General features: G+C 30.7%; 15 protein-coding genes. 7 read left to right on the forward strand and 8 right to left on the reverse strand.

Annotated features, from left to right (window positions below; all coding sequences use genetic code 11):
• Positions 1 to 74: 74 nt before the first annotated feature.
• The 7 genes from SJY17_RS11925 to SJY17_RS11955 all read right to left on the reverse strand — a co-directional run bounded on the left by SJY17_RS11925 (position 75) and on the right by SJY17_RS11955 (position 6,540).
• On the reverse strand, positions 75 to 482 hold the full coding sequence (locus SJY17_RS11925; protein ID WP_397362784.1) for a nuclear transport factor 2 family protein: 408 nt from the start codon (positions 480 to 482) through the stop codon (positions 75 to 77).
• Complete coding sequence (locus tag SJY17_RS11930; protein ID WP_397362785.1) at positions 483 to 1,418, reverse strand: UDP-3-O-(3-hydroxymyristoyl)glucosamine N-acyltransferase; 936 nt, start codon at positions 1,416 to 1,418, stop codon at positions 483 to 485. It lies immediately after the preceding gene.
• 4 nt (positions 1,419 to 1,422) lie between these two features.
• On the reverse strand, positions 1,423 to 1,989 hold the full coding sequence (gene efp, locus SJY17_RS11935; protein WP_397362786.1) for an elongation factor P: 567 nt from the start codon (positions 1,987 to 1,989) through the stop codon (positions 1,423 to 1,425).
• 21 nt (positions 1,990 to 2,010) lie between these two features.
• Positions 2,011 to 2,796, reverse strand: coding sequence for an acyl-ACP--UDP-N-acetylglucosamine O-acyltransferase (gene lpxA, locus SJY17_RS11940; RefSeq protein WP_397362787.1), 786 nt, complete (start codon positions 2,794 to 2,796; stop codon positions 2,011 to 2,013).
• 67 nt (positions 2,797 to 2,863) lie between these two features.
• On the reverse strand, positions 2,864 to 4,270 hold the full coding sequence (locus tag SJY17_RS11945; protein WP_397362788.1) for a bifunctional UDP-3-O-[3-hydroxymyristoyl] N-acetylglucosamine deacetylase/3-hydroxyacyl-ACP dehydratase: 1,407 nt from the start codon (positions 4,268 to 4,270) through the stop codon (positions 2,864 to 2,866).
• Positions 4,257 to 5,285, reverse strand: a complete 1,029-nt coding sequence (gene lpxD / locus SJY17_RS11950) for a UDP-3-O-(3-hydroxymyristoyl)glucosamine N-acyltransferase (RefSeq protein ID WP_397362789.1) — start codon at positions 5,283 to 5,285, stop codon at positions 4,257 to 4,259. Before lpxD ends, SJY17_RS11945 begins: the two co-directional genes overlap by 14 nt.
• Positions 5,286 to 5,310: 25 nt before the next feature.
• The gene (locus SJY17_RS11955; protein WP_397362790.1) at positions 5,311 to 6,540 is read right to left on the reverse strand and encodes an HD domain-containing protein; all 1,230 of its coding nucleotides are present in this window, start codon (positions 6,538 to 6,540) and stop codon (positions 5,311 to 5,313) included.
• A gap of 35 nt (positions 6,541 to 6,575) precedes the next feature.
• Here SJY17_RS11955 and SJY17_RS11960 point away from each other — a divergent pair, with 35 nt between their 5' ends.
• The 6 genes from SJY17_RS11960 to SJY17_RS11985 all read left to right on the forward strand — a co-directional run bounded on the left by SJY17_RS11960 (position 6,576) and on the right by SJY17_RS11985 (position 11,115).
• Positions 6,576 to 8,132: a response regulator gene (locus tag SJY17_RS11960; protein WP_397362791.1), complete on the forward strand. Its 1,557-nt coding sequence runs from the start codon at positions 6,576 to 6,578 to the stop codon at positions 8,130 to 8,132.
• Positions 8,133 to 8,239: 107 nt separating this feature from the next.
• Entirely contained in the window at positions 8,240 to 8,653 is a 414-nt protein-coding gene (gene tsaE / locus SJY17_RS11965) for a tRNA (adenosine(37)-N6)-threonylcarbamoyltransferase complex ATPase subunit type 1 TsaE (protein ID WP_397362792.1), read from the forward strand.
• Between the two features lie 169 nt (positions 8,654 to 8,822).
• Complete coding sequence (locus SJY17_RS11970; RefSeq protein ID WP_397362793.1) at positions 8,823 to 8,966, forward strand: hypothetical protein; 144 nt, start codon at positions 8,823 to 8,825, stop codon at positions 8,964 to 8,966.
• Positions 8,929 to 9,453, forward strand: coding sequence for a hypothetical protein (locus SJY17_RS11975; protein WP_397362794.1), 525 nt, complete (start codon positions 8,929 to 8,931; stop codon positions 9,451 to 9,453). The genes SJY17_RS11970 and SJY17_RS11975 overlap by 38 nt, the downstream gene beginning before the upstream one ends.
• Positions 9,454 to 9,512: 59 nt before the next feature.
• A complete protein-coding gene (locus SJY17_RS11980) occupies positions 9,513 to 10,712 on the forward strand; it encodes an alanine dehydrogenase (RefSeq protein ID WP_397362795.1) in 1,200 nt (399 codons plus the stop codon).
• 22 nt (positions 10,713 to 10,734) lie between these two features.
• On the forward strand, positions 10,735 to 11,115 hold the full coding sequence (locus SJY17_RS11985) for a hypothetical protein (RefSeq protein WP_397362796.1): 381 nt from the start codon (positions 10,735 to 10,737) through the stop codon (positions 11,113 to 11,115).
• Between the two features lie 17 nt (positions 11,116 to 11,132).
• Here SJY17_RS11985 and SJY17_RS11990 read toward each other — a convergent pair whose 3' ends face one another.
• Positions 11,133 to 12,308, reverse strand: coding sequence for a proline dehydrogenase family protein (locus tag SJY17_RS11990; protein WP_397362797.1), 1,176 nt, complete (start codon positions 12,306 to 12,308; stop codon positions 11,133 to 11,135).
• A gap of 94 nt (positions 12,309 to 12,402) precedes the next feature.
• On the opposite strand from SJY17_RS11990, the gene aroB reads away from it, so the two are divergent.
• Entirely contained in the window at positions 12,403 to 13,467 is a 1,065-nt protein-coding gene (gene aroB / locus SJY17_RS11995) for a 3-dehydroquinate synthase (protein ID WP_397362798.1), read from the forward strand.
• The last annotated feature ends 45 nt before the right edge of the window (positions 13,468 to 13,512 follow it).

Here is a 13,512-nt window from a genome sequence, read left to right on the forward strand (position 1 = left end):
GATTAAGAAATTTTATATTGAATTATTTATTGCTATGCAAAAGTAAGTTTTTGATAGCTATTTTTTTAATCTATTTATATTTTTATTTCAGAAAATGAATTTGATTCTATTGTTTCTGCATCTGCAAGCTGACTTACCTCATAACATTTATACAATTTATCGTCTTTTACTTCCCAAATTGCAATAAAATGTGCTAACGCAATTTCGTTTTCTGGATCTTCAATTGTATTTCCATATAAAGTATGCCTTGTTGTTACATATTGATTATCCTCTAAAATGTGGCTAAACTGAAAACGTAATGCGTCGTAAGATTTACGTGTTCCTTCAAAAAAATCTTCAAGACCTTTATAATCAAGTTTCATAAATCCATGACTACTATTCCAATGTAACTGACAATCTTGATGAAAAAATCGAGAAACAACTGACGCATCATTTGCTAAATCGGACTCATAAAATGCTTTAACTATTTTTTTTGAAGACATCTATTTCTTTTTTAATTGCTTTATAATCTCAGGAATTTTCTTGATATATGCAAGTTCTTTAAGTTTTACTCTAGATTCTTCAATTGGAGTTCCAAAATAAGATTTACCTCCTTCAATAGATTTTGTAACACCTGTTTGCCCAAGTACATTGGCTTTACTTCCAATAGTAATTCCGCTAGTTGTACCTACTTGTCCCCAAAGTGTGACTTCATCTTCAATAATACAACAACCTGCTATACCAGTTTGAGAAGCTATCAAACACTTTTTACCAATTACTGTATCGTGTCCAACTTGGATTTGATTATCTAATTTAGAGCCTTCTCCAATAATAGTATCTCCTGTTACACCTTTATCTATTGTACAAAGTGCTCCGATATCTACATTATCTTTTATAACTACACGTCCTCCAGATTTTAATTGATCAAATCCTTCTGGTCTATTTTTATAATAAAATGCACTTGCTCCTAAAATCGTTCCTGCATGTATCGTTACATTATTACCTATAACTGCATCATCATAAATACTTACATTAGAATGTATTATACAGTTATCTCCAATAGTTACATTATTACCTATAAAACAATTGGGCTGTATTATGGTGTTAATTCCTATTTTAGCAGAAGAAGCTATTGCTGTATTTGAAGCCTGAAAAGGCTTAAAATAATTAGTTAATTTATTAAAATCTGTAAATGGATCTTCGCTAATCAACAACGCTTTTCCTTCTGGACATGCTACTTCTTTATTAATTAACACAATGGTAGCTGCACTATTTAATGCTTTGTCATAGTATTTAGGATGATCTACAAAAACTATATCTCCAGTTTCTACGACATGGATTTCATTCATACCCAAAACCGGAAAGTTTTTATCTCCTACAAACTGACAGTTTATAAGTTTAGCAATTGCTTCTAAAGTATGTGGTTTAGGAAATTTCAAATAATTACTCTTTTACACGTTCTTTGTAAGTTCCTTTTTCTGTTTCTACTTTAATTTTATCACCTTCGTTAATGAATAAAGGTACGTTTACTGTTGCTCCAGTTTCTACAGTTGCAGGCTTTGTGGCATTGGTTGCTGTGTTTCCTTTTACTCCAGGTTCTGTTGCAGTTACTTCTAAAACAACACTTGCTGGCATATCTACAGAAAGTGGCATTTCGTCTTCAGAATTAATTAAAACTGTAACTATTTCACCTTCTTTCATTAAATCATGTCTATCTAAAGCAGCTTCAAGCAATCTAATTTGAGAATAGTCTTCTTGATTCATAAAATGAAAAAACTCTCCATCATTATATAAAAATTGAAATTTATGTGTTTCTACCCTAACATCATCTAATTTATGTCCAGCAGAAAAGGTGTTATCTAATACTTTTCCGCTTGTTACACTTTTCATTTTTGTTCTAACAAAAGCTGGTCCTTTTCCTGGTTTTACATGTAAAAACTCAATGATTTTATAAATATCATTATTGTATTTTATACATAAACCGTTTCTAATATCACTTGTCGTTGCCATAAATTGTTATTTTTTTAATTTTTAATTTGATTTGAAGTAACCTTTCATAATTCCACGATGAGAATTCTTAATAAATTGAAGAATTTCGTCTCGTTCTGGGGTTGCTTCCATTTCTGCTTCAATAATTGCAGCAGCTTGAGAATTATTATAATTTTTTTGATACAAGAATCTAAAAATGTCTTGAATCTCTCTAATTTTTTCTGTTGTAAAACCTCTACGTCTTAATCCAACCGAGTTTATACCTACATAAGATAAAGGCTCTCGTCCTGCTTTTACAAAAGGAGGTACATCTTTACGTACTAATGATCCACCTGTTACAAAAGCATGATTACCTACTGAACAAAACTGATGAACTGCTGTCATACCTGCAAGTACAACATAGTCTCCTATTGTAATATGTCCAGCTAACGTGCTATTATTTGAGAAAATACAGTTGTTACCTACAATACAATCGTGTGCAATATGGCAATAAGCCATTATTAAACAATTGTCTCCAATAACGGTTTTCATTCTATCTGTTGTACCTCTATTAATAGTTACACATTCTCTAATAGTTACATTGTCTCCAATAACTGTTAGCGTGTCTTCATCGTTATATTTTAAATCCTGTGGTACTGCTGAAATTACAGAACCTGGAAAAATATTACAATTTTTACCAATTCGTGCTCCTTCCATTATAGTAACATTACTACCTATCCAAGTACCTTCACCTATAGTAACATTGTTATAAATTGTTGTAAATGGTTCGATAACAACATTCTTGGCTATTTTTGCTCCAGGATGTACGTATGCTAGTGGTTGGTTCATTTTTTAAATCTAATTTGATATATATCTTTGCAATTTAAACTTATAAAATTAAGCATTGCTTTTACTATTATTTTACTTTAGTGATTTGCGCCATTAGTTCTGCTTCTGCACATAACTTTCCGTTAGCATAAGCATAACCTTGCATATGACAAATACCACGTCTTATAGGTGTTATTAGAGAGCATTTAAATATTAATGTGTCTCCAGGAACAACTTTTTGTTTAAACTTTACATTGTCCATTTTCATGAAAAAAGTTAAATAATTTTCTGGATCAGGCACTGTACTTAAAACTAATATTCCACCTGTTTGAGCCATAGCTTCTACAATTAAAACTCCTGGCATTACTGGAGCTCCTGGAAAATGACCTTTAAAAAACTCTTCGTTCATTGTTACGTTTTTCAAACCAACAACATGTTTGTCTGATAACTCAAAGACCTTGTCTAACAATAAAAATGGCTGTCTATGTGGTAACATATCCATAATTTGATTAACATCCATAACTGGTGTTTGGTTCAAATCTATATTTGGTACATTATTACGTCTATCGTTTTTAATAAGTTTAGACATTTTTTTTGCAAATTGGGTATTTACAAAGTGTCCTGGTTTATTTGCAATGACTTTACCTCTTATTCTTGTTCCTATTAATGCTAAGTCTCCTATAACATCTAACAGTTTATGTCTTGCTGCTTCATTAGGATGATGCAATGTTAGATTATCTAAAATCCCATTAGATTTTACTGCTATTGAGTCTTTATTAAATGCTTTTTTTAATTTTTCCATTGTAGATGGTGATAATTCTTTATCTACATAAACAATAGCATTATTTAAATCTCCTCCTTTTATTAGTCCATGTTCTAACAGTGATTCAAGCTCATGCAAAAAACTAAAGGTTCTGGAGTCTGAAATATGTTCTTTAAAATCCAAAATATGATTTAATGTTGCGTTTTGAGTACCTAAAACCTTAGTTCCAAAATCTACCATTGTAGTGATTTGATACTCTTTTGATGGCATAATTAAAATTTCGCTACCTGTTTCTTCGTCTGTATAAGAAATTATACTATTTACCTCATATACTTCTCTAAACGCTTCTTGCTCTTCTATTCCTGCTTTTTCTATTGCTTCAACAAAAAACTTTGATGAGCCATCCATAATTGGTGGTTCAGAGCCATCTAATTCTATAATTGCATTATCGATATCAAGTCCTACTAATGCTGCTAAAACATGCTCGCAAGTTTGAATGGTTACACCATTTTTTTCCATACAAGTACCACGTTGGGTATTTGTTACAAAATTTGCATCTGCTTTTATACTTGGACAGCCTTCTAAATCTACTCTTTTAAACGAAAAACCAGAATTTTCTGGAGCTGATTTAAAGGTTAATGTAACATCTTTTCCTGTATGTAAGCCTACACCTTTAAGCGATATTTCATTTTTAATGGTTTTTTGCTTTATGTCAGTACTAACTATTCCCATTTCCTTTTTTTTCTAATTCGTTTATTGTTTTTGCTAATTTTGGAAGATTTTTAAAGTATACATAAGACTTATTCCAATCTCCATAACTAAATGCAGGAGAACCTTGTAAGACTTCGTTGTCTTTTATATTTCTTCCAATACCTGATTGTGCTTGTATTTTAACATTGTTTCCAATGGTTAAATGCCCTGCAAAACCAACTTGTCCTCCAATTTGACAATTCTCGCCAATTTTTGTGGATCCTGCAATTCCAGTTTGAGCAGCAATTACAGTGTTTTTTCCAATTTCTACATTATGTGCTATTTGGATTTGATTATCCAACTTTACTCCTCTTCTTATAATTGTTGATCCTAATGTTGCTCTATCTATTGTAGTAGCAGCTCCAACATCAACAAAATCTTCTAATATAACATTACCTATTTGTGGTACTTTAGAATACTCTCCATTCTCATTTGGCGCAAATCCAAATCCATCTGCTCCTATTATTGCTCCAGAGTTAATAACACAGTTTTTACCAATAATACAATCTGAATATATTTTTGCTCCAGAAAACAAAACAGTATTATCATCAATAGTTACATTATCACCAATGTAACAATTTGGAAAAATCTTAACATTATCTCCAATTTTTACATTATCACCAATGACAGAAAAAGCACCAACATATATATCTTTACCTTTTGTAACAGATTCTGATATTGACGTAGGTTGTTCTATTCCAAATTTATTAAGCTTTACTTGATTGTAATATTCTAATAGCTTTGAAAAAGACTTATAAGCGTCTTCCACCTTTATTAGTGTACAACTAACATCTTGTTCTGGAACAAAATCGTTATTTACAATAGCAATGGTTGCTTTTGTTGTATATATATAAGGTGTGTATTTGGGATTAGCTAAAAATGTTAAAGCTCCTTCAATACCTTCTTCTATTTTGGATAGTTTAGAAACCTCTGCTTGAGGGTTTCCTTCAATGGTACCTTCTAAAATACCAGCTATTTGTTCGGCTGTAAATTTCATTATTAGCAAAAATAGAAAAAATGAATTAAAGTTGTGCTTTTGGATAACATATATAATATTTAGTTACTGGTTTTGAGAGGGCTTTTAAATTAAGTTGGTCTGATGCTTTAACAATATCTTCTACTTTTCCATTTTTATGCAAAATGCTTATACTTTGTTTTTTGTGTGTATATGCTTGATTACTTATCTGTCCTGTAAACACAAAATAACTAGCTTCTTCAATAGTTAAATTATATTTATTCTGTAATGCTGTTTGATGCTCTACTAATTGTTCTTTTTTAATAGGTTTCTTTTTAATTTTAATTTTCAATAAGTCCCTATTAATAATCATCTCGCAAAGGTTTTTCAATACAAAATCATCGTGATATTGCCAATTTTTCATTGCCATAACAATATCGTAATCATCTAGTTTGGCAAACGTTTCCAAGCAATTGGTATTAAATTCGTTTAAAGTAATTTCGTTATTTAAAAAGAATAATAATGGTTGACTAGCTTCTAATACCACTCCTTTTTTAACTAACTCTTTAGCTCTTTTTAAAACTCTAATTAATAGTTGTTCTGCAACCAAACTAGTTTTGTGCAAATACACTTGCCAATACATTAAACGTCTAGCTACTAAAAACTTTTCAACACTATAAATACCCTTATCTTCAACCACTAATTGGTCGTTTTTTACATTAAGCATCGTTATTAAACGCTCGCTATTTATATTACCTTCTGCCACTCCTGTATAAAAACTATCACGTTTTAAATAATCTGCACGATCCATATCTATTTGACTAGAAATTAGCTGCAACATGAATTTTCTGTGGTAGTCTCCTTTAAAAATCTGAATAGCAAGTGTTAAATCGTCGTTAAATTCCACATTTAATTGTTGCATAAATAACAACGAAATCTCTTCATGTGACACACCATTTACAATACTATGTTCCATAGCATGACTAAAAGGGCCATGACCAATATCATGCAATAAAATAGCTATACACAATGCTTTTTCTTCATCATCAGAAATTTCAACTCCTTTAAAACGAAGTACTTGTACTGCTTTCTGCATTAAATGCATACAACCTATAGCATGATGGAAACGTGTGTGGTGTGCTCCAGGATATACTAAATAAGACAAACCCATTTGCGAAATCCGTCTTAACCTTTGGAAGTATTTGTGTTCTATTAAATCAAAAATAGTTGAATTGGGTATTGTAATAAATCCGTAAATTGGATCGTTTAATATTTTAAGTTTGTTACTTGGTTTCAAGCTATAGCCTTTATAAATTAATACATAACAAATATATGAACAATATAAATATTCTTTGGGTTGATGACGAAATAGATTTACTAAAGCCTCATATCCTGTTTTTAGAGAAAAAAAACTATGTGGTTACCACTTGTAATAGCGGAACAGAAGCTTTAGAAATTTTAGACGAAAAGAAATTTGATATTGTTTTTTTAGACGAAAACATGCCAGGATTAACAGGTCTTGAAACTTTAAATGAAATTAAAGAAAAACAAGATACACTTCCAGTAGTTATGATTACTAAAAGTGAGGAGGAATATATTATGGAAGAAGCAATTGGAAATAAAATTGCCGACTACCTTATAAAGCCAGTTAACCCAAATCAAATATTACTAAGTTTAAAAAAGAATTTAGACCACTCTAGATTAGTGTCTGAAAAAACAACCTCTAACTACCAACAAGAATTCAGAAAAATAGCAATGGACCTATCTATGGTTAATAGTTATGATGAATGGGTTGATCTTTATAAAAAATTAGTCTATTGGGAAATGCAATTGGAAGACATTGAAGACCCAAGTATGTTTGAAATTTTAGAATCACAAAAAAACGAAGCAAATACACAGTTTGGAAAGTTTATTGACAAAAATTATCCATCTTGGTTTGAGCCAAATACTGATGCTCCAACCCTATCTTATAACTTGTTTAAAGACAAAATTGCTCCAGAATTAGGAAAAGAACAACCAACATTATTATTAGTTGTTGACAATTTACGCTACGACCAATGGAAAAGTTTTGAGCCTTTTGTAAATAATCATTACAAAAAACAAAAAGAAGAAGCTTTTTTTAGTATTTTACCAACTGCAACTCAGTATGCTAGAAATGCCATTTTCTCTGGCTTAATGCCTAGTGACATGGAAAAATTACATCCAGAATATTGGAAAAACGACACAGATGAAGGTGGTAAAAACATGCATGAAGCCGATTTTTTAAATGCACAAATGAAGCGTTTAGGCTTAACAAGCCTAAAACATGAATATTATAAGATTACAAACCTTAATCAAGGAAAAAAGTTAGCAGACAACTTTAAAGGATTAAAAGACAACGATCTAACTGTTGTAGTTTATAATTTTGTTGACATGTTATCACACTCTAAAACAGAAATGGATGTAGTAAAGGAATTAGCATCTACAGACAAAGCATATCGTTCTTTAACTCAAAGTTGGTTTAAAAACTCTCCTTTATTAGACATGATTCAACAAGCACAACAAATGGGCTTTAAATTAATTATTACTACAGATCATGGCACTATTAATGTAAAAAATCCTTCAAAAGTCATAGGAGACAGAGACACAAGTTTAAACCTACGTTACAAAACAGGACGTAGCTTAAGCTATCAAGATAAAGATGTATTAGTAGCCAAAAACCCAAAAACAATACTTTTACCATCTATTAACATGAATAGTTCTTTTATTTTTGCTAAAAACGATTTGTTTTTTGCTTACCCAAACAACTATAACCACTACGTTAGTTATTTTAGAAACACATACCAACATGGAGGAATATCTTTAGAAGAAATGATAATTCCGTTTGTTGTTTTAAGTCCAAAACAATAGTCAAAACATAAAATTTCTTCTACAATATGTAGAAGGAATTTCTTTTTTAAAATAAAAGAAACAATATACTTGAAGAGTTTTATATTTTTGTAAAAAAATATATCAACTTGACTATACAGTACAATTTAAATGAAGTAGATGACGTTGCGAAAAAGATTTTAGAAGCCTCAAAAGCTAAAACAATCCTTTTTGAAGGTAACTTAGGTACAGGAAAAACTACACTAATAAAATCTATCGTAAAACATTTAGGTAGTAATGATGTGGTTAGTAGTCCTACGTTTTCATTAGTAAATGAATATTCTGGAAAAGACAACACTATATTCCACTTTGATTTATATAGAATAAACACTGAAGAAGAACTTTACGATTTTGGTATAGATACTTATATTTATAGCAATAATTATGTGCTAGTAGAATGGCCGAATATTTTAAAACCTTTACTACAAAATGACTATTCTATCGTTAACATAACACTGTCAGAAAATACATCAAGAACATTAATTTTACAAAATATCGAATAAAAGTTATATTTTTGCTTACAATAAAAAGTGTGTTTTTGGTAAAATGAGGTTTTTACCACAGCCAAAATTTAAAAAAACACGTTTTTTAACATAATTTTAACATTTGGTTTGCAATACAATAGGGATTTTCTATAAATTAGAAGTATTAATTAATTAAATCCCTAACATTATGAAAACTAAGAAGTATGTAATTGCATTAGCAATTTTTGGTGGTGTACTATTCACTGCACAAGCAACAAATCTGATTGATTTAAATGGACAACAAACAACCGAAATTGACGGAAGAAAAATTAAAATCCCAGCAAACGGGTAGTAAAAAAGTAATAATTACAGGTTCGGTTTTAGCAACAATAATTGCTTTAACACCTTACTTATTCTACATTTATGAAAGTGTTCCAGATCAACGAATTTGGAACACTTTTTTTTATACATTTGAAAGTAAGCAAATAGAAAGTGTACAGGTCGTAGTTTGGACATTATCCGGAAAACTTATACCCTTAATGCTACTAATAATCTGGTTTTTTACATGTAGACATTGGTGGCACCATGCTATTTTAATACCTATTTTAATGTATACTTACCAAATATTAAGTTTTGCCTTAACTGAAACTGCATTGTTTGACAAGTTTCAACTATATCATATGGTTCCATTTATGGCAATCATAATCCCTTCAATATATTTAGTTAGGGCTCGAATTTTCAATAAATTAAATTCTGTAAATCAAACCATTCAAGATTTAGAAGACGAGTTAACCTTTAGACCAAAAACCATTTGGGGAAAAATTAAACAGTTTTTTTAATAGCATGCATTTGCATTTAATTTTGTAATTTGTTTCTGTTTTAAAAACCTAATTTAATTATGTCCAAATCCCTTACCCCTTTTTCTAAAGCGCAACTATTACCTCAAGAAGAAACTTTAGAAATTTTCAAGCATAAAAGCGAGCTTTTTATAGGTATACCAAAGGAAACCGCTTTTCAAGAAAAGCGTGTTTGCTTAACTCCAGACGCAGTATCTGCAATAGTTAATAATGGACATAAGGTTTTAATAGAATCTGACGCTGGTAAAGGTGCCAACTTTAGTGACAGAGATTATAGCGAAGCTGGAGCAGAAGTAACAAAAGACACAGCTAAAGTGTACTCTTGTCCAATGATTTTAAAAGTGGAACCTCCAACTCTAGACGAATTAGAACTAATAAATCCGCAGGCAACTTTAATATCTGCACTTCAAATAAAAACACAAACCAAAAAGTATTTTGAAAAACTAGCAGCAAAACGCATTACTGCTCTTGCTTTTGAGTTTATACGTGATGAAGATGGAGCTTATCCTGCTGTACGTGCATTAAGCGAAATAGCTGGAACTGCTTCTGTGTTAATTGCTTCAGAATTACTAAGTAATTCTAGCAATGGTAATGGATTGATGTTTGGTAATATTAGTGGTGTTCCACCAATAGAAGTTGTTATTTTAGGTGCTGGAACTGTTGGTGAGTTTGCTGCAAGAAGCGCACTTGGACTAGGTGCAAACATAAAAGTGTTTGATAACTCGATAACAAAATTAAGATGCCTACAAACTAATTTAGGTCGTACTATTTACACCTCTACTATACAACCTAAATATTTAAGCAAAGCTCTAAAACGTTGCGATGTAGTTATTGGTGCAATTAGAGGAAAAGACAGATCTCCAATTGTAGTATCAGAAACTATGGTTGAAAACATGAAAAAAGGAGCTGTTATTATTGATGTAAGTATAGATATGGGTGGATGTTTTGAAACTAGCGATGTAACAACACACAACAAACCTACATTTAAAAAACATGGTGTTATCCACTACTGTGTACCTAATATTCCTGCAAGATATTCCAGAACTGCTTCTGCATCTATTAGTAATATTTTTACACCTTATTTATTAGAAATTGCTGATAATGGTGGATTAGAACATGCTATTAGATTTGACAGAGGACTTAAAAACGGGTTATACTTTTACCATGGGATTTTAACAAATCGAGCAGTTGGAGAATGGTTTGACCTAAAACATAGTGATATTAATCTTTTAATATTCTAAATTTGCAATTCAATAATTTAGAATGAAAATACTACAAAGAATTGGTTATTATTTAGGCGGATTTGCTATTGGATTAGTAATCCTAGCATTTTTCTTAAACGGAAGAGGTGTGTCGTGCGAATACAACTATGGTCCAGAAGCAAGAGTCCTTAAAAATATAAGAACCAAAACACTTCATTTTTCTTCAGATAGTGAAGCTTTAATAGCATCCAAAGCTATAGACACAGCTTCTATAAGTAATATCTTAAAAAAAGGTGATATAGATTTTTCTAAAAGCGAACCACGTAAAGAACCTTGTGGTATATATCATATTGAAGGTGAAGCAAACAATAAAAACGTAGTTTTTTATATTGAAAATTGCGACAGTATTGCAACGCTTCAAACTATAAAGTTTTTAAATTAAATAAAATTTAGAACAAGTTATTTACCTTTCCTTCTTTTTCTTTCTTTTTTAAGTAAAGTTAACTCACGACCAGTTTGTCCTGCTACAGATGTGTTTTCTTCTGCACGTCTTATTAAATAAGGCATCACGTCTTTTACAGGTCCAAAAGGCAAATATTTTGCAACATTGTAACCTTGTTCTGCAAGATTAAAACTTATATGATCACTCATTCCATATAATTGACCAAACCAAACACGATTATCGTTTTTAACAACACTTAATTGTTCCATTAACTCCATTGCTAAATAAGAACTTTCCTCGTTATGCGTTCCAATAAAAATGGAAATATCATCTAAATTATTTAGTATGTATTTTAAAGAATCATCAAAACATTGATCTGTTGCTTCTTTATCTTTACAAATAGGAGACGCATAACCTTTTTCTTTTGCGCGTTCACGCTCTTTTTCCATATATGCACCTCTAACAATCTTATAACCAAGTGTAAAGCCTCCTTTTTTAGCACGCTTATGCGACGCTTTTAAAAAATCTAGTCTATCATGTCTATACGTTTGTAATGTATTATAAACAATAGGTTTAGTAGTGTTATAAATTGCCATCATGTCTTCAGCTAACTCATCTGCTGCGTCTTGCATCCAACTTTCTTCTCCATCAATTAAAACCTCTACATCTTTTTCTTTTGCTAGTTTACATATAGAATGATAACGTAACACTACTCTATCCCATTCCTTCTGTTCATCATAAGTAAAAATCTTTCCCTCTGTTTTTTTCTGAAACAAAAAGAAACGTCCTAAGCCTGAAGGTTTAAAAACTACAATTGGCATAGCATCTTTCTCATCACAAAAATTAACCAGTTTTATAATCTTTTTTTCTGCAGAATCAAATTGATCCTCCAATGCCTTCCCTTCTACTGAATAATCTAAGACAGAACATACTCCTGCTGTAAACATCTTATCAATTACTGACAAACAATCATCCTCATTTACACCACCACAAAAGTGGTCAAAAACAGTTGCACGTATCAAACCTTCGACAGGTAAGTTAGCTTTTAAAGCAAAGTTTGTTGCAGCTGTACCAATACGTACCAATGGTTGATTAGAAATCATTTTAAATAAAAAATAAGCACGTTCAAGCTCAGAATCGCTTTTTAATTTAAAAGCCGTTTGAGTATTTTCAAATAAAGAATTGTGTGACATTAATTATAAATTTATTACTTACAAATATACAATGCTATGACATTATTTTTACAAAAAAACCCTTAATTTTACGTTTTTAAGAAGACGATTATTTATGGACTCTATACAAACCCAGGACTACAACATACACTTTAACAAGCAAAGCTATTTAGAGTTGAATAGTTACCTGAAACAAAACAATTTTTCTAATATTTTTATATTGGTAGATAGTAACACATCTACACATTGTTTGCCACAATTATTAGGAAAAATTGAAACTGATTTAACTATTGAAATCATTGAAATTGAAGCTGGAGAGAAACATAAAACCATTGAAACTTGCTTACAAGTATGGCAAACATTATCAGAATTAAGAGCTGATCGTAAAACCTTAATGATTAACCTTGGTGGTGGAGTTGTCACAGATTTAGGAGGTTTTATAGCTTGCACTTACCAAAGAGGAATACAGTTTATTAATATTCCAACCACGCTTTTATCTATGGTAGACGCTTCTATTGGAGGTAAAAACGGAGTAGATTTAGGTGCTATAAAAAACCAAATTGGTATTATTAAAACACCTAATATGGTTTTAATTGACACCAATTATTTATCTACTTTATCAAGCAGAGAAATGCGTTCTGGTTTAGCTGAAATGCTAAAACATGGACTAATACGTAATCTTCAGTATTATAATGAGCTATCAAAACTATCTAACCTTACACTTGAAGACTTAGATAGACTAATTTACGACTCTGTTATAATAAAAAAAGAAATTGTAGAGATTGATCCAACAGAGCAAAATTTAAGAAAGTCTCTTAATTTTGGTCATACATTAGGACACGCTATAGAGTCATACTATTTAAATCATAAAACCAAAGCTTTGTTGCATGGAGAAGCTATTGCTATTGGAATGATTTTAGAAGCTTATTTATCATCTCAACTACTTGAGTTTCCTATGAAAGAAGCTGAAGACATTAAAAAGAACACCATTAATGTCTTTGGAAAAATTGACATCCCAGAAAATGATATTGCACCTATTATTGAATTAATGAAATTTGATAAAAAAAACGAAAAAGGAACAATAAACTTTGTGCTTCTTAAATCGATTGGTGAACCTAAAATAAATTGTGTTGCTTCTAATGAGTTAATAATCAACTCGTTTAAATTTTATAACGAATAATACCTTCGCATTAAAAAAATTTGTAATTTTAAATAATTGCTTTGT

The sequence above is a fragment of the Olleya sp. R77988 genome (assembly GCF_044594215.1).
Lineage (GTDB): Bacteria > Bacteroidota > Bacteroidia > Flavobacteriales > Flavobacteriaceae > Olleya.

What these genes read in the sequence shown, in the direction of transcription:
- SJY17_RS11925 (WP_397362784.1), bottom strand. Translation starts at nt 482, where the DNA reads ATGTCTTCAAAAAAAATAGTTAAAGCATTTTATGAGTCCGATTTAGCA.
- efp (WP_397362786.1), bottom strand. Translation starts at nt 1,989, where the DNA reads ATGGCAACGACAAGTGATATTAGAAACGGTTTATGTATAAAATACAAT.
- lpxA (WP_397362787.1), bottom strand. Translation starts at nt 2,796, where the DNA reads ATGAACCAACCACTAGCATACGTACATCCTGGAGCAAAAATAGCCAAG.
- SJY17_RS11945 (WP_397362788.1), bottom strand. Translation starts at nt 4,270, where the DNA reads ATGGGAATAGTTAGTACTGACATAAAGCAAAAAACCATTAAAAATGAA.
- lpxD (WP_397362789.1), bottom strand. Translation starts at nt 5,285, where the DNA reads ATGAAATTTACAGCCGAACAAATAGCTGGTATTTTAGAAGGTACCATT.
- SJY17_RS11960 (WP_397362791.1), top strand. Translation starts at nt 6,576, where the DNA reads ATGAACAATATAAATATTCTTTGGGTTGATGACGAAATAGATTTACTA.
- SJY17_RS11970 (WP_397362793.1), top strand. Translation starts at nt 8,823, where the DNA reads ATGAAAACTAAGAAGTATGTAATTGCATTAGCAATTTTTGGTGGTGTA.
- SJY17_RS11980 (WP_397362795.1), top strand. Translation starts at nt 9,513, where the DNA reads ATGTCCAAATCCCTTACCCCTTTTTCTAAAGCGCAACTATTACCTCAA.
- SJY17_RS11985 (WP_397362796.1), top strand. Translation starts at nt 10,735, where the DNA reads ATGAAAATACTACAAAGAATTGGTTATTATTTAGGCGGATTTGCTATT.
- SJY17_RS11990 (WP_397362797.1), bottom strand. Translation starts at nt 12,308, where the DNA reads ATGTCACACAATTCTTTATTTGAAAATACTCAAACGGCTTTTAAATTA.
- aroB (WP_397362798.1), top strand. Translation starts at nt 12,403, where the DNA reads ATGGACTCTATACAAACCCAGGACTACAACATACACTTTAACAAGCAA.